Below are 21,040 nucleotides of genomic sequence, written 5' to 3' on the forward strand. Positions count from 1 at the left end.
TGCATATTTTAGCGCTCCGTTGCGCAAATTGTTAGGATAGTTTCGCGCGCTTCCAAATCCCTGACCTGCTGGTATGAGATATATGATGCCACGAGGAAATCTCGCTGCGCGCGTTTGCTCGCCGCACGCGCAAAAGGCGGCTGTGCTAAGCTAGTGCATTCAACGAAACGCCCAGCGCGGCACCGAGCACGGACGGCTCGAGAGGAGGACGCATGGCATACGACCCCATCCAGGAGGACTGCTTGCGCCTCATCTTCGGCGCGATCCGGCGGGAGCACGTCTACCCCGTCGATAACGCGCCCTTCATCGCCGCGCGCATGGAGGACTACCAGCACGACCCGGCGCGCCTCATCACGACCGACGCCGACCGCGCCTTCCACCTCGTCGCCCTCGCCGCGGAGGCCATCGACTACCGCCTCCCCTTCATTGCCGACGATGTCGAGGCAGACAAGCTCGCCGCGACAGCCGAGGCGCAGCTCCGCGAGGCGTGCCAGCTCGACCCGGCGAACTGGGACGCCCAGCGCATGCTCGCGGCGCTCACCGCCCCCGCGAACGACGACTACGTCTCCTACCTCCTCGACGAGCGCGGCGCCGTGCAGGAGGCGACCGAGCGCGCAGCTCGCGAGGCACGCGACCCCTATGACCAGGAATACGCCCGCGACCTGGGGAAGCGCGGGCTCATCCGCTGGCTCGCCGCCCTCTCGTCGCGCGCGCTCATCGCGGGGCGCTACCGCCTCTCGCTCCAGACGGCCGAGGAGTGCCTCGCGCTCGCCGCGGACGACCCGGCCGACGTGCGCCGCACCGCCATGCTCGCGCTCGCGAAGCTCGAGTGCACGCGCGACGACCTCAAGCGCTTCCGGCAGGGGCACCCGGCCTCCTACCGCTCGAAGAGCCCCGCCCGCCGCCGGCACCACCTCTCCGAGAAGGCGCCCGACGCCTGGGAGCTCATCGCGGAGCTTGCCATCGCCTACCACGAGCTCGACCTCTCCGGCGCGACGCGCGCGCTGCGGTCGCTCCTCGCCGCGTACGACCACGCCGCCGAGGCCCTCTACTACCAGGCGGAGTTCCCCGATGGCCTCTACGCGCGCGTGAACGTGGTGCCCGGCAGCGAGGACGAGCTCATCCTCGCCCTGAGCGAGGCGACGCCGCTGCTGCAGGAGGGCATCGGCGCGCCCGACAACGCCGGGCTCGCGGTGTGGGTCGCCACGCACGACCTCGTGCAGGGGGCGCTCGAGCGCTCCGACCGGCGCGCGGGGGCGCGCCGCGGCGGCGAGATGGGCGGCAACTGATGGAGCCGCGCGCCTACGTCTCGGCCTATCTGGAGCGCGCCTACCTCGCGGCGCACCCGGAGCTCACCGCCGCGGCGCGCGAGCTCGTGCACGAGGACGTCCCCCAGCGGCTGGAGAAATATGCCACGGACGCCCATGCGCAGGCGCTCGTCGCCTACACCGACGCGCACGAGCGGCTCATGCGCGAGCTCGACGCCATCGAGGACATCCCGGAGGACGAGGAATTCGAGCGCAAGCGCGGCCAGCTCTTCGACGAGGCGCGGCTCGCCCTGTTCAAGATCGCCGAGACCGACCGGCTCTGCGTGGACGCGGAGCTCGTGGGCCTTCTGCTCTCGGACATCAGCGTCGACGCCTGCCTGAGCGAGCTCATGAAGCTCGAACAGCGCGTGCACGACCAGCTTGTGAGCAACGTGGCCGGGTTCTCGGACGACGCGCCCCACTTCTTCGACGCGGAGCGGGCGGCGGGCGGCGCGGGCACGGCCCCGCTCACCGCGGCGGCCTGGACGGCAAGCGAGCCCACGATGATCGGCTGGCTCCACACGCTCGAGGCGCTCGCGCAGCTCTGCCTGGCAAGCGCGCGCTATCGGGCGGCCGAGCGCTACGCGCGCCTGGTGCTGCGTGCCGAGGGATACCCGAGCCACGCCGAGGGAACCGTGTTCCTCGCGCTCGCGCGCCTGGAGGACGAGGACGGCTTCTTCGCCTTCGCGCACGAGCTCGAGGCGGAGCGCGGCGAGCAAGCGGCAGCCGCCCTGGACGATTCACCGTGGTTTTTGCTGGGGCGCACGCTCCTGCTCTACAAGCTCGGGCGGCGCAAACCCGCCAGGCGCGCGCTCCGCGATTTCGCCGCGCGCTGCGAGGGCGGCGCGTTCTTCCTGCTCAACCCCACGTACATGGCGCCATACCTGCCCGTGCGCCCGCAACCGCGCAAGCGCTGGGACCTCGCGCACGAGGCGGTCTGGGAGGCGGACGGCATCATCGTCGACACGCCCGACTTCGTGCCCTGGGCGGAATCCGTCGAGGGCGTCTACGACGCGTCCGAGCACTTCGCCAACCGCAACGGGTTCTAGGCGAGCGGCCTTCGCACGCACGCGCGCCCCATTCTGCACCTGATGCATGCGGCGCCCGATAGCACCGGCTGGCATCGGGCGCCCTTCAAACCGTTTGCCTACTCCGCGGCGTAGAACGCCTCCAGGTCGAGCCCCATCTGCTCGAGCGTGGGCTCGTCCACGTAGGCCATGTGGCCGCAGCCGTACAGGTAAAACGAGATGCGCTCCTTGAGCTCGGCCGGCAGGAACAGGCACGAGATGTCGTGCACCACGTTCCAGTACGTGGTCGCCGCGTCGTAGCGCCCGCCCATGATGGCGATGCGCATGGTGGGGTTGCGCTTGAGCGCCACCGCGATGTCGTAGGTCACGTTCGGCGCGGGCACGGCCCAACCGATGCCCGGCTCCTCGTGCTCCCACTTCCAGCTGCGGTTCACCACGCCGTAGTTCTGCGCGAGGTAGATGGGCGCGCCCTCGTAGCCGATCTCGTGCAGAAACGCCCGGAACGCCGCCGTCCACGCGGACTCGACGGCATCGTCCGCCGCGTCCTCGCCCGCGAAGAACTCCGTCGAGTCCTGGAGCGGCAGGGGCGCCGCCGCGGCGAAGCGCGTGTCCAGCCGGCCGATCACGCGGCCCTCGTCCGCCAGGAGGTTCCGGCGGAAGGTGTCGAGGTCGATGCGCAGGTTGCAGCGCTCGATGAGCTCGGCGGGGAGGCCGATGACCTTGGAGATCTTCCGCGCCACCTGCGCCTTCTCGCGCGCCGAGAGCCTATCGCCGCGCAGGAGCGCCGGCGCGTACACGGCCTCGGTGAACGCCATGGCGTCGTCGAACCACGCGGCCTCGTCCACCCGCGCGCCCGCGCGGCCGAAGTAGCGCGCCGTGGCCGCGAACGTGGGCAGCATGCCCAGGAAGTAGAGGTCCTCGCCGGGCAGCGTCTGCACCCAGTCGAAGAGCGCCGAGAGCATGACCACGCCGCGCAGCGGCACGCGCTTCTCGCCCAGCAGGCGCATGAGCACGGCATTGCGGATGGTGCCGTAGGATTCGCCGAAGAGGTAGACCGGCGAGTCCCAGCGGCGGTTCGCGTCGAGCCAGCCGATGATCGCGCGGCAGAAGGCGTCCGCGTCGCCGTCCACGCCCCACACGGTCGCGGGATCCGTACCCTCGGCGAGCGACGAGTAGCCGGTGCCGAGCGCGTCGAGGAACACGAGGTCGCTCTGGCGCAGCAGCGTGGCGGGGTTGTCCTCCACCGTCGCCGGCGCGCCGAGGTGGTTCGTGCCGTCGGTCTTCACGCGGCGCGGCCCGATGCCGCCGAAGTTGATGGGCACCGACGAGCTGCCCGGGCCGCCGTTATAGCAGAACGTCACCGGACGGGGCGCGCTGCCTTCCGGCGCGGCGTCGCCCGTCGCGATATACGAGACCGCAAACATCTTGCCGATAAGCGCCCCGGTGTCGCCGCGCACGTCGATGTGGCCCGCCGTGGCGGTGTAGTCGATGCGCTCGTCGCCCACCTGCCAGGTGCAGGCGCGCGAGGCGGGCGCGGGCACCGCGAGGCGCGCCTCCGCGGGAACCGTGATGGCCACGTCCGGCTTCGCCGGGACGACGGCCTGCTGCTGCGACTGCTGGGTATCCATGGGCGCTCCCGTTCTCGATGCGTTTCACCAAACCGCACCAAGCATACACCCGCCGCCCCGCCGCGCCGGCGAGCGGTCGGTGGCCGGAAGCGCCCGGGATACCCGGCCGCGCGCTTTACGCCTCGAGCAGCTCGCGGCCGAGCGCGTCGGCCGCCTTGATGGCCGCGATGAAGCGCTCGGGATCCACGGGCTCGGGCTTCTGCTGCTTCCACTCGTTGCTGTGCTCGGCGTAGCGGCGCAGATCGTCGAGGTCGGCCTCGTTCAGGTTGATCTCGGCGAGCGTCACGGGCAGCCCGAGCTTCTTGTTGAACTCGGCGTAGCGGCGCAGGCTCTCCTCATCGCCCGCGTAGGCGAAGAGCACGAGCACGCCGAACGACACGACCTGGCCATGCAGGAAGTGGCCCTCGCGGACGATGCCCGTCGAGCCGTTGTAGAACGCGTGCGCGATGCAGGAGTTGTAGTAGAAGTCCGGCTGGTTGGTGAGGTTCGAGACGTAGCCGGTGTTGATCACGATGTCGAGCGCGATGCGCTCCACGGCCTCGCTCGAGCGGTTGGCGCGCACGTCGTCCAGACCCTGCTCGCCCCAGCGGAACAGCGGCTCGGAGCAGGTGCGCGCGAGCGAGAGGCCCAACTCGGCCGTCACGTCGAGCTCGTCCTTGGAGGTCGCGTACTCCACCTCGGGCTGCTTGGAGAGCGCGTCGCCGATGCCCGCCCAGAAGTACTCGTCCGGCGCCTCGGCGATGATGCGCGGGTTGATGAAGATGTGCACGGGGCACGGCGGGTAGGCGTAGTGGCTCATGCTGCCGTCGTTGTTGTACACCACGGCGATGGCCGTCGCGGCCGAGCAGTTCGAGCAGATGGTGGGGACGGAGAACACGATCTTGCCGAGCTCGCTCGACGCCGTCTTCACCGTGTCGATGGCCTTGCCGCCGCCGATGGCGAACACCACGTCGGCCGCGCGGAACGCGGGCGCGGCGACGAGCCGGTCGATGTTGTCCTGCGTGCACTCGATGCCGTAGACGATGGCGTCGGTCACCTCGATGCCGGTGCCCTCCACCGCGGCCTTGATGCCGGGCGCCGCGGCCGCGAGCGCGCGCTTGCCGCCCACCAGGACGATCTTCTTCGCCCCGAACTTCTCCAACGTCGCGGGGATCGCGTCGAACGCGTCCTCGCCCACCGTGTAATCGCTCATGTCTACGGTACGCATAGCAACCTCGTTTCCTTAGCGAACGTAACAATGGTGCTGTGCGAGATTGTACGCCCCGCGCGGCGGGCGCGCATATACAATAGCTCTAGGAATATTACGTAGGGGGAGGTATCTAATCGATATGCCTGAACGGTTTGACATGAAGGCGGGACGCGCGCTCGCGCTGCTCGTCGCCGTGCTGGCGGCGCTCGCCATCGCGTGGCCGACCGCAGCGTGGGCGGACGTGGTGGCCGACGGCACCGGCAAGACGGGAAATTGGAGCTGATCGCTTGACGCGGATGGAACGCTCACGATACGCGGCGACGATATCCAGAACACGCCCACGGATGACAACGGATGGAACAGGAGCTCAGTCAAGCGGGTCGTTTTTCGAAAGGCTCCATAGCTGGGGCGGGTCTCTGGAACCTATTCGACGGCTGCACTGAGCTGACGGACGTCGACTGGAACGGCCTCGACACCTCGCAGGTCGAGAGCATGGGCAGCCTGTTCTACGGATGCACGTCGCTCCGCTCTGTTGACCTCTCTGAACTCAATACTTCGAACGTCACGAACATGGGTGGCATGTTCTGGGGTTGCGGCAATCTCCAATCCGTGACTTTTGGCGAGGGTTTCAATACCTCCAACGTGAAGGAAATGTCCGCCATGTTCTCGGGGTGCAGCAAGCTCACGTCGCTCGATCTCTCGAGCTTCAACACGCATAACGTGGACACGATGAACAACATCTTCACCGGATGCGACAACCTCGCCTCCGTCACACTCGGAGCGGACTTCGCGTGGAAGGCGGGCGATAACGCGACCCTCCCCCAGCCGAAGGGTACCCTCACCTGGGTGCGCGTGAATGCCTCCGGTCTGCCCGACGCGGGCGATAAGGGCTACCCGCCGAACGAAATTGCCGCGTTCTACCCCGACATTGTTGAGCCCGGCACCTACGTTTGGAACACCTTCGTGACCGTTGCCTATAACGCCAACGGCGGGAGCGGCCAGATGACGCCCAAGGTTCTTAGAAAGGGCGAGGGCGTAACCCTCGCCTCCTCGGCCTTCGAGCGCCCCGGTTACGAGTTCGTGGGCTGGAACACCAGGGCCGACGGCACGGGCACGTCGTTCACGGACGGAGCCACGCTGTCCGCAAGCGACCTTGAGAGCGGCATCGGAGGAACGTTCATGCTCTACGCCCAGTGGAAGGCGCTGCCCGTCGACCCCGAGGAGCCCACCGACCCCACGGATCCGAGCGAGCCCACCGACCCGAGCGAGCCCGCCAAGCCCACAACCGACCCCTCGGATACCGACCCGTCAAAGACCGAGCCCTCCACCGCGCCCACCGGGACGATCCCCCAGACGGGCGACGCCGTGAGCCCGATGCTCCCCATCGCGCTCTGCGCAGCGGGCGCCATCATCATCGCAGCCGGCGCCAGTCTGCAGCGGCGCGCGAACAGCTAACGCTCCGCACCGCGAACCGCGACGAGAACCGCACGCGACGAGCCGTTGGGTTGCACCCGGCGGCTCGTTTTCTTGTGCGCGGCATTCGCGGAGAGCGCGGCAGTGCATTTCCCACGCCATTTCCCGTGCCACGCCCGCTACCTGCGCTTCGCAACCGCGAGGCGCCTGCGCGTCGCCCAAAAAGCAGCCCCGGGTTGGTGGCGGGCGACCGTCTGGTACCGTAGTGTACGGGGTGCCGGCAGACAGCGCGCCCGCCCAGGCAGCGGCGCGCCCGCACGCACCGACCCGATCGAAAGGCCCAGCCATGAGCTTCCGCGACAACCTCCAGCACCTCCGCGCCACGCGCAACATGACCCAAGAGCAGCTCGCCATGCTGCTCGGCGTCTCCCGCCAGTCCGTCACCAAATGGGAGGCCGAAAAGAGCTATCCCGAGATGGACAAGCTCCTCAAACTGTGCCAGATCTTCGACTGCTCGCTCGACGACCTCGTCCAGGGAGACCTCACCGAGCGCGCACCCGGACCGGATGCGACCCCGATCCCCGCAGGTCCCCCGCAGGACATCTGCGGCTACGACGACCACCAGCGCATGCTGGCGTGGCGCGTCCCCACGGGCATCGCGGCGATCATCGCCTTCATCGGCCTCAGCTTCCTCGTCGAGGGGCGCTTCGCCCTCACCCCGGGCGGCGACACCGACCTGCCCATGATCGCGCTCATCCTCGTGGGCATCCTCATCGGGCTCGCCTTCCTCATCCCCGCCGGCATGGAGCACACCGCCTTCCAAAAGGCGCACCCGTACGTCGAGGACTTCTACACCGAGGACGACCGCCTGCGCGCCCGGAAGGGCATGGCGCGCGGCGCTACGGTGGGTCTCGGCCTCATCTTCATCGGCTCGTTCTGCATCATGTCCCTCGGCGAGCACCGCGACACCGAACAGCTCGGCCTCTGCCTGCTGCTGCTCTTCGTGGCCGCGGGCGTGTGGATCATCGTGCACTACGGGATGCTCCTCGGCCGCACGAACGTCGCGGAGTACAACAAGAACGTGACGGACGAGCTCGAAATCGAGGACATCGTGAATACCCAGCTCGACGAGGCGCGCCGCGAGCAGATCCTGGCGTCGAAGCGCCGCAACAAGAAGCTCGGGGCGGTGTGCGCGGCCATCATGATCACGGCGACGATTGTCGGGCTGTGCCTGCTCTTCGGCCCCGCCCTCACCGCGCCCGACCCCGACGCGTTCGAGCCGGAGGGCACGACCGCCATGTGGTTCTGGCTCGCGTGGCCCGTGGGCGGCCTCATCTGCGGCATCGTCGCCGTGCTGTGGGACGCGTTCAGCAAGCAGGACTAGGCGGCGCGCCCGCAAAACCCAAACGGCGCGAAATGAACGGTTTATAGAGCACCTGCGAAGTAGCCGGCACCTAAGCCGCAACAAACCCACAGGTCAGGAAGGTGCGGTTGCAAGCGCTACTCGACGGGTGTCCGATAAACCGTTACGGACGCGCAATTTGGGATTCAAGGCTCCCCCGAAGCCCTCCGAATGGCGTACGCGGCACCCGCCGCACCGCCCAAAACGGTATACCATCGTGCAAAATGCGACGAACCCGCGAGGCTCAAGGCCGCGCGGGTTCGCTTTTCATTCGAATGGTGCCCCCAGCGGGATTCGAACCCGCGATATCCACCTTGAAAGGGTGGCGTCCTAGGCCGCTAGACGATGGGGACAGCAAGGCAGAGTATAGCAGAGAAATCCAGCCTGGAAAGGCAGCCCAGAAAAGAGCCGTAACTCGGGGGCCGCCGAATCGCGCGGGGAACGCCGCATGCCCTCCCCCACCCGGACGCTATCGACGCGCGCGTCGTAGTATCCTCTAGGCACGGTGCGCGCACGAGCGCGCCGCTACCATCGGGAGGAAACCATGACCACCACGACCGCTGCCGCGCGCGCCATTCGGGGAACGTTCTTCCATACGCCGGAATACGGCTCGTTCGAGATGCTTGAGCAGGCGCTCATCGAGCTCGACGGGCACGGAGCCATCGAGCGCATCACGCTGCCCGCCGACCCCGCCTACCCCGAACGCCTCCGCGCCGCACGCGAGGCAAACGAGCGCGAGCCCGGATACCTGTTCGAGCTCGGCGAGCACGAGGTCGTGCTTCCCGGCTTCGTGGACCTGCACGTCCACGCGCCGCAGTGGCCGCAGGCGGGCATCGCCCTCGACGAGCCGCTCGAGGTGTGGCTCAACGAGCGCACCTTCCCCCTGGAGGCGCGCTTCGGCATCCCGGAGGGCGGCGACCCGACCGGCGGCGACTTCGCGCTGCCCATCTACCTCGACCTCGTGGGCACGCTCCTCTCGCGCGGCACCACGACGTGCGTGTACTTCGGCAGCGCGGACCGGCACAGCTCCGAGGTGCTCGCGCGGGCGTGTGCGCAGCTCAACCAGCGCGCCGTCGTGGGCAAGGTCGTCATGGACGACCCGGCGGCGAACCCCGCCTTCTACCGCGATGCCTCGCCCGAGCAGGCGCTCGCCGACACCGAGGACTTCATCGCCGCGGTCGAGCAGCACGCCGCCCGCTCGGCAGCGGACGACCCCCGCTTCCCTGGCCTCTTCCCCGCGGTCACGCCGCGCTTCATCCCCAGCTGCACCGAGACAGCGCTCCGCGGCCTGGGCGAAATCGCGCAGGCGCACGACGCCTACGTGCAGTCGCACTGCGACGAGAGTCAGTGGCAGAGCGGCGTCGCCCGCGAGCGGTTCGGCAAGAGCGACGCCGAGGCCCTCGCCGACTTCGGCCTCCTCAAGCGCAAGGCCATCATGGCGCACGGCACGTTCCTGCTCGACGGCGAAGCGGAGATCTTCCGCGCCACCGGAGCCGCGCTCGCGCACTGCCCCATCTCGAACGCGTACTTCGGCAACGCCGTCTGCCCCGTGCGGCGCATCCACGACCAGGGCGTGACCATCGGACTCGGCACCGACATCTCGGGCGGGTTCTCGCCAAGCCTCTACGACGACATCCGCATGGCGGTCATGGCGTCGCGCATCCTGGAGGACGGCGTGGACGCCCGCGTGCCGAGCGAGCAGCGCGGCGCGGGCGAGCCCTCCCGCATCTCCGCTGTCGAGGCACTCTACCTGGCCACGAAGGGCGGCGGCGAGGCGCTCGACCTGCCCATCGGCTCCTTCGAGGCGGGGCGCGCCCTCGACATGCAGGTCATCGACCTCAAGCGACCGTTCGCCGACCTCACCGGCAACGGCGTGTTCACGAGCCCCGCCGACCAGCTCGAGCGCATCCTCTACCTCACCACGCCGGAGAACATCCGCGCGGTCTGGGTGCAGGGGCGGCAGGTGTTCGCGCGCGGGTGAGCCCAACGCGCAGGCAGCAAGTGATAAAAAGGTGTCAGTCACCAAATTATCACGGGCGATACCAGGGCGTCAGCCGCCCACGTAATGCCCGTGATAATTTGGTGACTGACACCTTTTTATCACACCTTATTATCCGCGCACCACGCACAAAAACGGGCGGCGACGAACCTCAAGCCCGCCGCCGCCCGCACAGCGCTTCCCGCGAAGACGCCCTACCCCAGATCCTCGCCGTTCGTCGCGATGACCTGCTTGTACCAGGCGTAGCTGTCCTTGAGCGAGCGCTCGCCCGTACCGCAGCCGTAGTCGTCCAGGTCGACGTAGATGAAGCCATAGCGCTTGCTCATCTCCGACGACGAGCAGCTCACGATGTCGATCGGCCCCCACGCGTAGTACCCGCGGATGTCCACGCCGTCCTTGATGGCCTCGCGCATCTGCTCGATGTGCGCGCGCAGGTACGCGATGCGGTAATCGTCGTGGATGGAGCCGTCCTCCTCCACGGTGTCGTACGCGCCCAGGCCGTTCTCCAAGATGAACACCGGCTTCTGGTAGCGGTCGTAGTACTCGTTGAGCATGAAGCGGAAGCCCTGCGGGTCCACCGCCCAGCCCCACGGGCTCGCCTCGAGGTTGGGGTTGCGCTGCCCGCGGTTATCCTTCGCGAAGCCCTCGGCCGTCACCATGTCGGTGTAGTAGTACGACATGGCGAAGAAGTCGCCGAGCGTCGCCGGATCCGCCCACACGGCCAGGTCCTCGTCCGAGACCTCCACGTGGATGCCGCGCTCCTCGAAGAAGTGCGTCGCGTAGCCCGGGTAGGTGCCGCGCAAAAGGATGTCCGTGCAGAAGCACTCCATCTGGTTGTGGCGCATCGTGGCGAGCACGTCGGCAGGCTTGCTCGACGCCGGGTAGGCGAGGCTGCCGCCCACCATGACGCCGATCTGGAGGCCGGGGTGGTGCTCGTGCGCGTACTTCGTGGCCTTCGCCATGGCGAGCAGCTCATGGTGCACGGCCTGGTACTTCGCCGAGAGCAGGTCGTCCACCTTATCGGCCGCAACGCCCAGGTGGTTGAAGCTCTCGAGCGCCACGAAGTTCACCTGGTTCGCAACGACCCAGTACTTCACCTTGCTCGCGTAGCGATCGAACACCACCTGGCAGTAGCGCACGAAGAAGTCGATGACCTCGCGCGAGTACCAGCCGGTGTAGTTGAGCGTGAGCGCGATGGGCATCTCGTAGTGCGAGATGGTGACGAGCGGCTCCATGCCGTTGGCGCGGATCTCGTCGAAGAGGCGATCGTAGAAAGCGAGGCCTGCCTCGTTGGGCTCGGCGTCGTCGCCGTTGGGGAAGATGCGCGCCCAGTCGATGGAGGTGCGGAACGTCTTGAGCCCCATGCCCGCGAGGAGCTTCAGATCCTCCGGATAGGTGTGGTAGAAGTCGATGCCCCAGCGCTTGGGGAAGATGCGCTCCGGGCCGGCGGCGAGGGCGCCGCGCACGTACTCCGCGGTGATCTCGCCGTTCTCCTTCTTGTCCACCGCGATGTCGTCGACGAACTCGTTGATGTCGGCGACGCTCGCGCCCTTGCCGTCCACGTCCCACGCGCCCTCGCACTGGTTCGCTGCCACGGCGCCGCCCCACAGGAAGTCCTGGGGGAAGCCAGACGGTACCTTGAGCATGTTCATTCCTTCCAAATGGGCGATGCCCCGCGGGCGGCCGGAGGTCGTCGCACGGGGCATCGCGGGTTGCCTTGCGCTATGCGGGACGCAGCGGGCGCCCCGGAGCGGCTTTCCGCGCGCTGCGGGAGCGCCCGACGGCACGTCCCTTATGCCTCGGCGGCCTCGAGGCGCTCGGCCTTCTTGGCGGCCTTGGCCTCCTTCTTCGCCTCGGCCTCGGCCTCATCGGCCAGGCACTGCTTCTCGTACGTCTTGAAGAACGGGTACCAGATGAGGCCGGACACCACGAACGACGCGATCACGAACAGCACGGCGGCGATGGACTGCGTGGAGATCCAGGTGCCGATGGGGTACGGGCAGTACCACAGGTCGAACTGGATGTTGTTGAACGGCGCGATCTGGAGCACCTTCACGCCCAGATAGGTGAAGAGCGGGATGATGATGCCCTGGAGCCACATGGCGATCATCATGACCGGGCGCCAGGCGATGACGCCGAACACGACGGGCTCGTTGATGTTGAAGATCGCGGGCGCGATGCAGGCGCGGCCGAGAGCCTTGAGCTCCTTGGCCTTCGAGAAGAGCATCATGATGACGAGCGGCATGGTCGAGCCGATGCCACCCCACCACATGTAGGTCACGAACATGAGCGTGTAGTTGAAGATGCCCAGGTTCTCCGGGGTGGCGGTGCCGGCAGCGATGAGCTCGAGGTTGAGCGCGATGGTGGCCATCTGCACGGGGGTCTGGATGGGCGAGAGCACCCAGCCGGAGATGCCCATGGAGTAGATGAAGCAGGTGATGAACCAGAACAGGCTCATGCCCCACGGGGTGTTGAGCACGGTCTGGAGCGGCATGAAGATGCTCACGACGACGGCGTAGAGGTTGACGCCCAGCACCTGCACGACGAAGAACATGGCGAAGATGACGATCGTGACGGGCAGGAGCGCGTCGAACCACTGGCGCACGAAGTCCGGGATGGCGCTGTCCTCCTTGAAGAACGTGAACTTGCCGAAGAGGTTGAACACGATGCAGACGAAGATGCCCGTGAGCATGGCGCAGAACATGCCGCCCGCGCCGAGCGCCGAGGAGCCGAAGCCCACGGTGCCGTCGATCATGACCTGCGGGGTGATGGAGATGAGGAAGCAGGACACGCCGCAGCCCGCGGCCACGAGGCGCGTCTTGCGCAGGCGCTTGTGCTCACAGAAGTTGAGCGGCAGGAAGAAGGAGACGAAGAGCGAGAGGAGGCCCATCGTCCAACCGAACGGCGTCCAGAACGAGAACGGCAGCGGCACGAACGTCTCCACGATGGTGCCGACGCAGAAGATCGAGCCGACGAAGATGAACGGCAGGATCTGGAGCATGGTGTCCTTGATGGAGGTCACCCAGACGTTGCGGCTGATCGCGTTCATCTTAGGCGCGAAGCTGTTTTCAAGCCAATTCATGAAGCCCATGAATCAATTCCTTTCGTTTGCGGCGAGCACCCGGCATGCGGCGCGCCGCGCATACGGCAGTGCGGGGAAGCGGGCGCGCTGTTACGCCTCGCCGACCTCTTCGAGCATGTGATCGAGCGCGGCCTCGCCATCGAGCGTGGCGTAGTAGTCCTTGCGCATGAGGATCACCTTGAGGTCGGGGTTCGCCTCGGCGAGCTCGTCCACCTCGTCCATGATGTAGGCGAGGTGCGGACCGGCCATGAGCACGTCGATCTCGTCGATGTAGCTCTCGATCTCGGACTCGCTGCGCGCCACGACGCTCACGTCCATGCCACGCGCACTCGCCGCCTTGCGGATGTTGGCGGCCATGAAGCCCGAGCTCGCGCCCGAACCGCACACGAGCAGCACCCGTAGTTTCTTCATGTACATATCCCCCTTCACGAGCTGCGGCGCCCCCTTACAGCTTTCGGGACGCCAAAAACGGAACAACTATATCGTATCTCGTACGAAAAATCGCTCTCAGCTGCCGTTTTGCTTGGAACGGGGCGAGGAGGCTGGGTGATAAAAAGGTGTCAGTCACCTTTTTATCACCCGGACGCAAAAAGAGAGCCCCCGGGCGGGAGCTCTCTTCGAAACCAGCTTGGACGGGACGGACGACCCCTGCGCTCGCGGGATGATAAAAAGGTGACTGACACCTTTTTATCACGCGCCCTGCGGACACCCTACACGTAGAACAGGATGTCGTCGTAGGTGGGAACCGGCCAGTAGTCGGCCGCGACGATCTCCTCCATCGCGTCCACGGAGGCGCGCAGGCGCTCCATGGCGGGCGCGACCTCGTGCGCGTAGCACGTCGCCTGCTCCTGCGAGTCCACGGTGGCCTCGGCCTTGGCGTGCACCGCGTCGAGCGCCTTGATGGCCTCGTTGATCTCGGTGATGCCCGCGCACAGCTTGTTGAGCGTGTTCTGCTCGCAGGTCATCGCGGCCTCGGCGCCGGCGGCGCGGATGGCCTCCAGACCCTTGGCGACCTTCGTGGCGTAGGCAGTGATCACCGGGCGGTACGTGCGGCGCGCCTCGCGGATCATCGTCGTGGCCTCGATGTTCATGAGCTTGTTGTACTTCTCGAGCTTCACCTCGTAGCGGCTGAACGCCTCCGTCTCGGAGAGCACGCCCATGCCCTGCCAGAGCGCCAGGCTCTCGGGCGTGACCATCTGCGGCAGCGCGTCGGCGGTGGTGCGGAGGTTCAGGAGGCCACGCTTCTCGGCCTCCTCCTCCCAGGCGGCGGAGTAGCCGTCGCCGCTGAAGAGGATGCGGCGGTGCTCGTTGAGCGTCTTCTTGCAGTAGTCGAGCGCCGCGGCAGCGAACTCATCCTCGGGCGTGCCCTCGAGCGCGTCCGCGAACTCCTTGAGCGCCTCGGCCACGGCGGTGTCGAGCACGAGGTTCGCATCGCTCGCGTTCTGCTCGGAGCCCACGGCGCGGAACTCGAACTTGTTGCCCGTGAAGGCGAAGGGCGAGGTGCGGTTGCGGTCGGTGTTGTCCTGCTCGAGGTTGGGCAGCACGTCGGCGCCCAGGTCGAGCACGCCGTGCGTGGCGTGCACGCTGGCCTTGCCGTCCATGATCTTCTGCACGACCTCGGTGAGCTGGTCGCCCAGGAAGATGGAGATGATGGCCGGCGGCGCCTCGTTCGCGCCCAGGCGATGGTCGTTGCCGCAGCTCGCGACCGACATGCGCAGGAGCCCCTGGTACTTGTCCACGGCGGCGATGACGGCGGTGAGGAAGATCACGAACTGCAGGTTCTCGAGCGGGGTGTCGCCCGGGTCGAGCAGGTTCTCGTCGTCGGCGGAAATCGACCAGTTGTTGTGCTTGCCGCTGCCGTTGATGCCCTCGAACGGCTTCTCGTGCAGCAGGCACGTGAGGTCGAAGTCCGTGGCCACGAGCTTCATCTTCTCCATGACGAGCATGTTGTTGTCGATGCCCTCGTTGAGCTCGGTGTACACGGGCGCGAGCTCGTGCTGGCAGGGCGCGACCTCGTTGTGCTTGGTCTTCGCGGGGATGCCGAGCGCCCAGAGCTCGTCGTCGAGCGCCTTCATGTACTTGGACACGCTCGGGCGGATGGCGCCGAAGTAGTGCTCCTCGAGCTCCTGGCCCTTGCAGGGCGGGGCGCCGAAGAGCGTGCGCCCGCAGATCACGAGGTCGCGGCGCTTGCGGTAGGCGTCCTTCTTGATGAGGAAGTACTCCTGCTCGAGGCCGATGCTCGGAACGACGCGCTTGGGGTGCTTGCCGAAGAGGGCGAGCACGCGCTTGGCCTGCGTGTCGAGCACCTTCATGGAGCGCAAGAGCGGGGTCTTCTTGTCGAGCGCCTCGCCGTTGTAGCCGCAGAAGGCCGTGGGGATGCAGAGCACCTCGTCCTTGATGAAGGCCGGGCTCGTGGGGTCCCAGGCGGTGTAGCCGCGGGCCTCGAAGGTGGCGCGCAGGCCGCCGTTGGGGAAGCTCGAGGCGTCGGGCTCGCCCTGGATGAGGGCCTTGCCGGTGAACTTCGTGAGCGCCGTGCCGTCGCCCACGGGCTCCAGGAAGCTGTCGTGCTTCTCGCTCGTGATGCCGGAGAGCGGCTGGAACCAGTGCGCGTAGTGCGTGGCGCCGTGCTCGAGCGCCCAGGTCTTCATGGCGTGCGCGACGGCGTTCGCGACGTCCAGGTTGAGCGGCTCGCCCTCGTCGATCGTCGCGATGAGGGTCTTGTACACGTCTTTGGGAAGATAGTCCTTCATGACGCTTTCGGAGAACACCATGGTTCCGAAGCGGTCGGTGAGCGAGGCCATTCTTGAGCTCCCTTCGCATGGGGCGCGGCGCGCCGGGCTGGTATGGGTTCGCGAACACCAAGCAGCTTAGCCGCGGCGTATTGCGAGGCCGTTACGCACGGGTTACTGCTGGAAAACATCTTCGAGGGTACCGCACCTCGGCCGCGGACGGGCACGCGAGCGCTCCCCTTTGCGAAAAAACTGCACGGCGCGCCGCAAATTCGCTGGTAGGGCGCGCGGGAAGCGCGGGGGCGGCCGGTGCCGCGGCGAAGCGCGACGAGGCGGCGACCGAGATGTAATGCAACCGAAACACGTTGGCAAACCGCGGGAAAAGGAGAACGCCTACGATGTCGGCGCCTTCCGCTCACCCGGCGGCGGGCGCGGCATGCGTCGCCGCGATGACGGGAACGGACGGCGCGGCGCCTCGGCGCGAACGGCGCGGCGCCCCGGAACCCGCCCCGATATAGGTAAGAAACGCGCGTGATAGGAGCCCGTACATGCAGCATCCTGAACATGACGCACACCAGCCCCGCCCCCGCACGGGGCGCACCCTCTATAGACCGGAGTTCGAGCACGACGCCTGCGGCATCGGCGCGCTCGCCAACATCGACGGCACGCGCAGCCACCAGATCCTCGACGACGCGCTCTCGGTGCTCGTAAACCTCGAGCACCGCGGCGGAACGGGGCTCGAGCGCACCACGGGCGACGGCGCGGGCATCCTCTTCCAGGTGCCGCACCATTTCTTCCGCAAGGAGGCGCAGCGCTGCGGGCACATCCTGCCGGATGAGGGCGACTACGCCGTGGCGATGCTCTTCTTCCCGCAGGACGCCGTGGGCGTGCGCGACGCGCGGCGCGTCTTCGAGGAGGGCTGCGCCGAGGAGGGCATCCCCGTGCTCTTCTGGCGCGAGGTGCCTGTGGACCCGCACGACCTGGGCTCGACGGCGCGCGCCTGCATGCCCACGATCCTGCAGGCCTTCCTGCACCGCCCGGACGACGTCCCCGCCGGCGACGCCTTCGAGCGCCGGCTCTACCTCTGCCGCCGCACCATCGAGAAGCGCGCCGCCCGCGCGCCCGAGCTCTCGGGCAAGATCTTCTACGTGTGCAGCATGAGCGCGCGGACGATCGTCTACAAGGGCATGCTCGTGGCCACGCAGATGCGCCGCTTCTACGCGGACCTCAACGACGCGGCGGTCAAGACCGCCGTGGCGCTCGTGCACTCGCGCTACTCCACCAATACCACGCCCAGCTGGGAGCGGGCGCACCCCAACCGCCTCATCATCCACAACGGCGAAATCAACACCCTGAAGGGCAACGTCAACTGGATCCGCGCGCGCGAGCCCAACCTCTACTCGCCCGTGCTCCAGGGCGACCTTGAGCGGGCGCTGCCCGTCATCGACCGCGAGGGCTCGGACTCCGCCATCCTCGACAACGTCCTGGAGTTCCTCGTCATGAACGGCCGGCCGCTCACGCGCGCCGTCTCGATGCTCATCCCCGAGCCCTGGGACAAGAACGACGCGCTTGCGCCCGAGCGGCGCGCCTACGACGCCTACCAGTCCATGCTCATGGAGCCCTGGGACGGCCCTGCGGCGATCGCCTTCACCGACGGCCGCACGCTCGGCGCCGCGCTCGACCGCAACGGCCTGCGCCCGGCGCGCTACTACGTGACGCGCGACGACCGCTTCCTGCTCTCGAGCGAGGTGGGCACCATCGACATCGACCCCGCGAACGTGCTCACGGCGGGCTGCCTGGGCCCGGGCGAGATGATCGAGGTCGACCTCGAGCACGGCCGCATCCGCTCGAACGAGGAGCTGCGCCGGGAGTTCGCCAAGCTCAAGCCCTTCCGCGAGTGGATCGAGAGCGAGACCATCCGCCTCGCCGACCTCCTGGACGACGAGCGCTCGCGCGGCGCGGCCGACCCGGGCGCCCAGGCGCTCCCCGCGCCCGAGGAGCTCACGCGGCAGGCCGAGGCGCTCGGCTTCCACTGGGACGACGTGCAGGAGGTCATCGCCCCCATGGCGTCCACCGGCTCCGTGCCGCTCGCCTCGATGGGCATCGACGCGCCGCTCGCGTGCCTCTCGCGCAAGCCCCGCTCGTTCTTCGACTACTTCTTCCAGCTCTTCGCCCAGGTCACGAACCCGCCCATCGACGCTTTGCGCGAGCGCATGGTCACCTCGACGGTGCTCTACCTGGGCAACCACGGCAACCTCCTCGAGGACTCGCGGAGCGCCTGCCGGCTCATCCGGCTCGACGCCCCGGTGCTCACCGCCGCGGAGCTCGCCGCCATCGAGCATATCGACCGCACCGGCTTCGCCACGCGGCGCTTCCGCGCGGTCTATCGGCGCGACGCCGGCGCAGGCGCGCTCGAGCGGGCGCTCGAGGCCCTCTCCCAAGAGGTCGCCGCGGCCGTGCGCGGGGGCGTGAACATCGTCGTGCTCTCCAACCGCGCCGAGGCGGGCGAGGTGCCCATCCCGTCGCTCCTGGCCACGAGCGCGGTGCACCACCACCTCATCGCCCGCGGCCTGCGCACCTTCGCCGACCTCGTGGTCGAGAGCGGCGACGCCGTGTCCGCGCACGACGTGGCGGCGCTCGTGGGCTACTCGGCGAGCGGCGTCGTCCCCTTCATGGCGCACGAGCAGATCCGCGCGCTCGCCGAGCGCGGGGCGCTGCGCGACCGCGCCGGGCGCGCGCTCACGGCCGCGGAGGGCATCGCCAACTACGACCGCGCGCTCGTGGCGGGCATGGTGTCGATCATGTCGAAGATGGGCATCTCCACCGCGCAGGGCTACCACTCCGCACAGATCTTCGAGGCGGTCGGCCTCTCCGATGAGGTCATCGACCGCTACTTCCGCGGCACGGTCTCGCGCGTGGGCGGCCTCGACACCGAGGGCATCGAGCGCGAGCTGGACGAGCGCTACGACGACGCCCTCCGCGCCGCCGCCGGGCGCGCGCCCGCCGAGCTCCCCTCGCTCGGCCTCACGAAGTGGCGCCCCCAGGGCGGCGAGGAGCACCTCATCGACCCCACGACCATCTACCTCTTGCAGCAGGCCGTGCGCACGGACGACTACGAGCTCTTCGAGCGCTACAGCGCCCACCTGCGGCAGCCGGGGCGCGCCGTGCGCCTGCGCGACCTGCTCGACTTCGACGCCGCCGGGCGCGCGCCCGTGCCGCTCGAGGAGGTCGAGCCGGCGGCGAGCATCGTCATGCACTTCAACACCGGCGCCATGAGCTTCGGCTCCATCAGCGCCGAGGCGCACGAGTGCATGGCCATCGCCATGAACCGCCTCCATGGCCGCTCGAACTCCGGCGAGGGCGGCGAGGATCCGCGGCGCGAGACGCCGCTCCCGAACGGCGACTCGGCGAACTCCGCCATCAAGCAGGTGGCGAGCGGGCGCTTCGGCGTGACGAGCCGTTACCTCGCCTCGGCGACCGAGATCCAGATCAAGATGGCGCAGGGCGCCAAGCCCGGCGAGGGCGGGCACCTGCCCGGCAAGAAGGTCTACCCGTGGGTCGCCGAGGTGCGGCGCTCCACGCCGGGCATCGGCCTCATCTCACCGCCGCCCCACCACGACATCTACTCCATCGAGGACTTGGCCGAGCTCATCTACGACCTCAAGTGCGCCAACCCCGGCGCGCGCGTGAGCGTGAAGCTCGTCTCCGAGGCGGGCGTGGGCACCATCGCCACCGGCGTGGCGAAGGGCGGCGCCGACAAGATCCTCATCTCCGGCCACAACGGCGGCTCGGGCGCGGCGCCGCGCGACTCCATCTGGCACGCGGGCCTGCCGCTCGAGCTCGGCCTGGCCGAGACCCAGCAGACCCTCCTGCAGAACGGCCTGCGCTCGCGCATCGTGCTCGAGGCGGACGGCAAGCTCATGGACGGCACCGACGTCGCCGTGGCGTGCCTGCTGGGCGCCGAGGAGTTCGGCTTCGCCACCATGCCGCTCATCGCGATGGGCTGCCTCATGCAGCGCGATTGCCACCAGGACACCTGCCCGGCGGGCATCGCCACGCAGAACTGCCGGCTCCGGAGCCACTTCGCCGGCAAGCCGGAGCACGTGGAGCGCTTCATGCTCTTCGTGGCCGAGCAGCTGCGGCAGGTCATGGCGCGCCTCGGCTTCCGCACCATCGAGGAGATGGCCGGCCACCCGGAGTGCCTGCGCCAGGTGGGCGCGCCCGGGAACCGGAAAGCCGAGAGCCTCGACCTCTCCGCCGTGCTCGAGCCGGGCGCCTGCGAGTTCGGGGCGCACATCCCCGGGGCGAGCGAGCGCCACTTCCTGCCCGAGATGGCGCCGGACCTGGGGCTTGGGCGCGTGCTCGACGCCACGCTCCTCATCCCCCGCACCGAGGAGGCGCGCCGCACGCTCACGCCCTGCCACCTCGAGGTCGACATCGACAACGTGGACCGCTGCGTGGGCACGATGCTCGGCCACGCCGTGACCGCCGCGCACCCCAACGGCCTGCCCGAGGGGTCGATCAGCATCGACTGCGCGGGCTCGGCGGGGCAGAGCTTCGGCGCCTTCCTGCCGCGCGGCATCTCGCTCGCCGTCGCCGGCGACGCGAACGACTACTTCGGCAAGGGGCTTTCCGGCGGCACGCTCTCCGTGCGCCCGCCGGAGGGCGCGAACTTCAAGTTCGACGAGAACATCATCGTGGGCAACGTCGCGTTCTTCGGCGCGACGAGCGGGCGCGGCTATGTGAACGGCCTCGCCGGCCAGCGCTTCTGCGTGCGCAACTCGGGCGCCACCGTGGTCGTCGAGGGCGTGGGCAGCTGCGGCTGCGAGTACATGACGGGCGGCACGGTCGTCGTCCTGGGCGAGGTGGGCGCGAACTTCGCCGCCGGCATGACGGGCGGCATCGCCTACGTCTACGACGAGCTCGGCACGCTCGCGCGCCGCGTGAACCCCGACACCGTCGAGCTCAAGCGCCCGAGCGCAGCGGAGCTCGCGCGCATCCGGGAGCTCATCGAGGAGCACGTGCGCGCCACGCAGAGCCCGCGCGGCATCCGCATGCTCTACCAGTTCGATAGCTGCGCGCGCGATTTCGTGAAGGTCGTTCCCGAGGCGTACGAGCGCGCGACCGAGGTGATCGAGGCCGCCGAGCGCGCCGGCCTCACGCATGAGCAGGCACTCGAGCGCGCCTACGAGGCCGCGCAGGATCCAGGTGATAAAAAGGTGACTGACACCAATGCATCACCTCGGGAAGGGGGTCGATAGCG

13 protein-coding genes and 1 tRNA gene are annotated in these 21,040 nt (G+C 68.2%); 7 read left to right on the forward strand and 7 right to left on the reverse strand.

Features of this window, described 5'->3' with window-relative positions:
- Positions 1-212: 212 nt before the first annotated feature.
- Positions 213-1,289: a hypothetical protein gene (locus B5G02_RS00270; RefSeq protein WP_094334713.1), complete on the forward strand. Its 1,077-nt coding sequence runs from the start codon at positions 213-215 to the stop codon at positions 1,287-1,289.
- On the forward strand, positions 1,289-2,356 hold the full coding sequence (locus tag B5G02_RS00275; protein ID WP_094334714.1) for a hypothetical protein: 1,068 nt from the start codon (positions 1,289-1,291) through the stop codon (positions 2,354-2,356). Before B5G02_RS00270 ends, B5G02_RS00275 begins: the two co-directional genes overlap by 1 nt.
- A 98-nt stretch (positions 2,357-2,454) precedes the next feature.
- Here B5G02_RS00275 and B5G02_RS00280 read toward each other — a convergent pair whose 3' ends face one another.
- Both B5G02_RS00280 and B5G02_RS00285 read right to left on the reverse strand, forming a co-directional pair.
- Complete coding sequence (locus B5G02_RS00280) at positions 2,455-3,963, reverse strand: S10 family peptidase (protein ID WP_094334715.1); 1,509 nt, start codon at positions 3,961-3,963, stop codon at positions 2,455-2,457.
- A 115-nt stretch (positions 3,964-4,078) separates the two neighbouring features.
- Positions 4,079-5,170 (reverse strand): iron-containing alcohol dehydrogenase family protein, encoded by a 1,092-nt coding sequence (locus tag B5G02_RS00285; protein WP_094334716.1) that lies wholly within the window; start codon positions 5,168-5,170, stop codon positions 4,079-4,081.
- A gap of 121 nt (positions 5,171-5,291) precedes the next feature.
- On the opposite strand from B5G02_RS00285, the gene B5G02_RS10170 reads away from it, so the two are divergent.
- The 3 genes from B5G02_RS10170 to B5G02_RS00295 all read left to right on the forward strand — a co-directional run bounded on the left by B5G02_RS10170 (position 5,292) and on the right by B5G02_RS00295 (position 7,949).
- A complete protein-coding gene (locus B5G02_RS10170; protein WP_241146094.1) occupies positions 5,292-5,435 on the forward strand; it encodes a hypothetical protein in 144 nt (47 codons plus the stop codon).
- Between the two features lie 71 nt (positions 5,436-5,506).
- Positions 5,507-6,607: a BspA family leucine-rich repeat surface protein gene (locus tag B5G02_RS00290; protein ID WP_241146095.1), complete on the forward strand. Its 1,101-nt coding sequence runs from the start codon at positions 5,507-5,509 to the stop codon at positions 6,605-6,607.
- A gap of 304 nt (positions 6,608-6,911) precedes the next feature.
- A complete protein-coding gene (locus B5G02_RS00295) occupies positions 6,912-7,949 on the forward strand; it encodes a helix-turn-helix transcriptional regulator (RefSeq protein WP_094334717.1) in 1,038 nt (345 codons plus the stop codon).
- A gap of 294 nt (positions 7,950-8,243) precedes the next feature.
- Here the strand turns inward: B5G02_RS00295 and B5G02_RS00300 are convergent.
- A tRNA-Glu gene (locus tag B5G02_RS00300) sits at positions 8,244-8,320 on the reverse strand.
- Between the two features lie 191 nt (positions 8,321-8,511).
- Between B5G02_RS00300 and B5G02_RS00305 the strand changes: the two genes are divergently transcribed.
- The gene (locus tag B5G02_RS00305) at positions 8,512-9,948 is read left to right on the forward strand and encodes an amidohydrolase family protein (protein ID WP_094334718.1); all 1,437 of its coding nucleotides are present in this window, start codon (positions 8,512-8,514) and stop codon (positions 9,946-9,948) included.
- A 212-nt stretch (positions 9,949-10,160) separates the two neighbouring features.
- Here the strand turns inward: B5G02_RS00305 and B5G02_RS00310 are convergent, their stop codons facing one another.
- From B5G02_RS00310 to B5G02_RS00325, 4 genes are all read right to left on the reverse strand, one after another.
- On the reverse strand, positions 10,161-11,612 hold the full coding sequence (locus B5G02_RS00310; protein ID WP_094334719.1) for a glycoside hydrolase family 1 protein: 1,452 nt from the start codon (positions 11,610-11,612) through the stop codon (positions 10,161-10,163).
- Positions 11,613-11,758: 146 nt separating this feature from the next.
- Positions 11,759-13,057, reverse strand: a complete 1,299-nt coding sequence (locus B5G02_RS00315) for a PTS sugar transporter subunit IIC (RefSeq protein WP_094334720.1) — start codon at positions 13,055-13,057, stop codon at positions 11,759-11,761.
- Between the two features lie 81 nt (positions 13,058-13,138).
- Positions 13,139-13,465, reverse strand: a complete 327-nt coding sequence (locus B5G02_RS00320) for a PTS sugar transporter subunit IIB (protein WP_241146096.1) — start codon at positions 13,463-13,465, stop codon at positions 13,139-13,141.
- Positions 13,466-13,758: 293 nt separating this feature from the next.
- Positions 13,759-15,849 (reverse strand): glutamine synthetase III, encoded by a 2,091-nt coding sequence (locus B5G02_RS00325; RefSeq protein ID WP_094334721.1) that lies wholly within the window; start codon positions 15,847-15,849, stop codon positions 13,759-13,761.
- A 476-nt stretch (positions 15,850-16,325) separates the two neighbouring features.
- Here B5G02_RS00325 and gltB point away from each other — a divergent pair, with 476 nt between their 5' ends.
- Positions 16,326-21,038: a glutamate synthase large subunit gene (gltB, locus tag B5G02_RS00330; protein ID WP_094334722.1), complete on the forward strand. Its 4,713-nt coding sequence runs from the start codon at positions 16,326-16,328 to the stop codon at positions 21,036-21,038.
- Positions 21,039-21,040: the final 2 nt, after the last annotated feature.

It is taken from the genome of [Collinsella] massiliensis (assembly GCF_002161605.1).
Lineage (GTDB): Bacteria > Actinomycetota > Coriobacteriia > Coriobacteriales > Coriobacteriaceae > Enorma.

What these genes read in the sequence shown, in the direction of transcription:
- B5G02_RS00290 (WP_241146095.1), top strand. Translation starts at nt 5,507, where the DNA reads ATGGAACAGGAGCTCAGTCAAGCGGGTCGTTTTTCGAAAGGCTCCATA.
- B5G02_RS00275 (WP_094334714.1), top strand. Translation starts at nt 1,289, where the DNA reads ATGGAGCCGCGCGCCTACGTCTCGGCCTATCTGGAGCGCGCCTACCTC.
- B5G02_RS00320 (WP_241146096.1), bottom strand. Translation starts at nt 13,465, where the DNA reads ATGTACATGAAGAAACTACGGGTGCTGCTCGTGTGCGGTTCGGGCGCG.
- B5G02_RS00315 (WP_094334720.1), bottom strand. Translation starts at nt 13,057, where the DNA reads ATGGGCTTCATGAATTGGCTTGAAAACAGCTTCGCGCCTAAGATGAAC.
- B5G02_RS00310 (WP_094334719.1), bottom strand. Translation starts at nt 11,612, where the DNA reads ATGCTCAAGGTACCGTCTGGCTTCCCCCAGGACTTCCTGTGGGGCGGC.
- B5G02_RS00280 (WP_094334715.1), bottom strand. Translation starts at nt 3,963, where the DNA reads ATGGATACCCAGCAGTCGCAGCAGCAGGCCGTCGTCCCGGCGAAGCCG.
- B5G02_RS00295 (WP_094334717.1), top strand. Translation starts at nt 6,912, where the DNA reads ATGAGCTTCCGCGACAACCTCCAGCACCTCCGCGCCACGCGCAACATG.
- B5G02_RS00325 (WP_094334721.1), bottom strand. Translation starts at nt 15,849, where the DNA reads ATGGCCTCGCTCACCGACCGCTTCGGAACCATGGTGTTCTCCGAAAGC.
- B5G02_RS00270 (WP_094334713.1), top strand. Translation starts at nt 213, where the DNA reads ATGGCATACGACCCCATCCAGGAGGACTGCTTGCGCCTCATCTTCGGC.
- gltB (WP_094334722.1), top strand. Translation starts at nt 16,326, where the DNA reads ATGCAGCATCCTGAACATGACGCACACCAGCCCCGCCCCCGCACGGGG.
- B5G02_RS00285 (WP_094334716.1), bottom strand. Translation starts at nt 5,170, where the DNA reads ATGCGTACCGTAGACATGAGCGATTACACGGTGGGCGAGGACGCGTTC.
- B5G02_RS00305 (WP_094334718.1), top strand. Translation starts at nt 8,512, where the DNA reads ATGACCACCACGACCGCTGCCGCGCGCGCCATTCGGGGAACGTTCTTC.
- B5G02_RS10170 (WP_241146094.1), top strand. Translation starts at nt 5,292, where the DNA reads ATGCCTGAACGGTTTGACATGAAGGCGGGACGCGCGCTCGCGCTGCTC.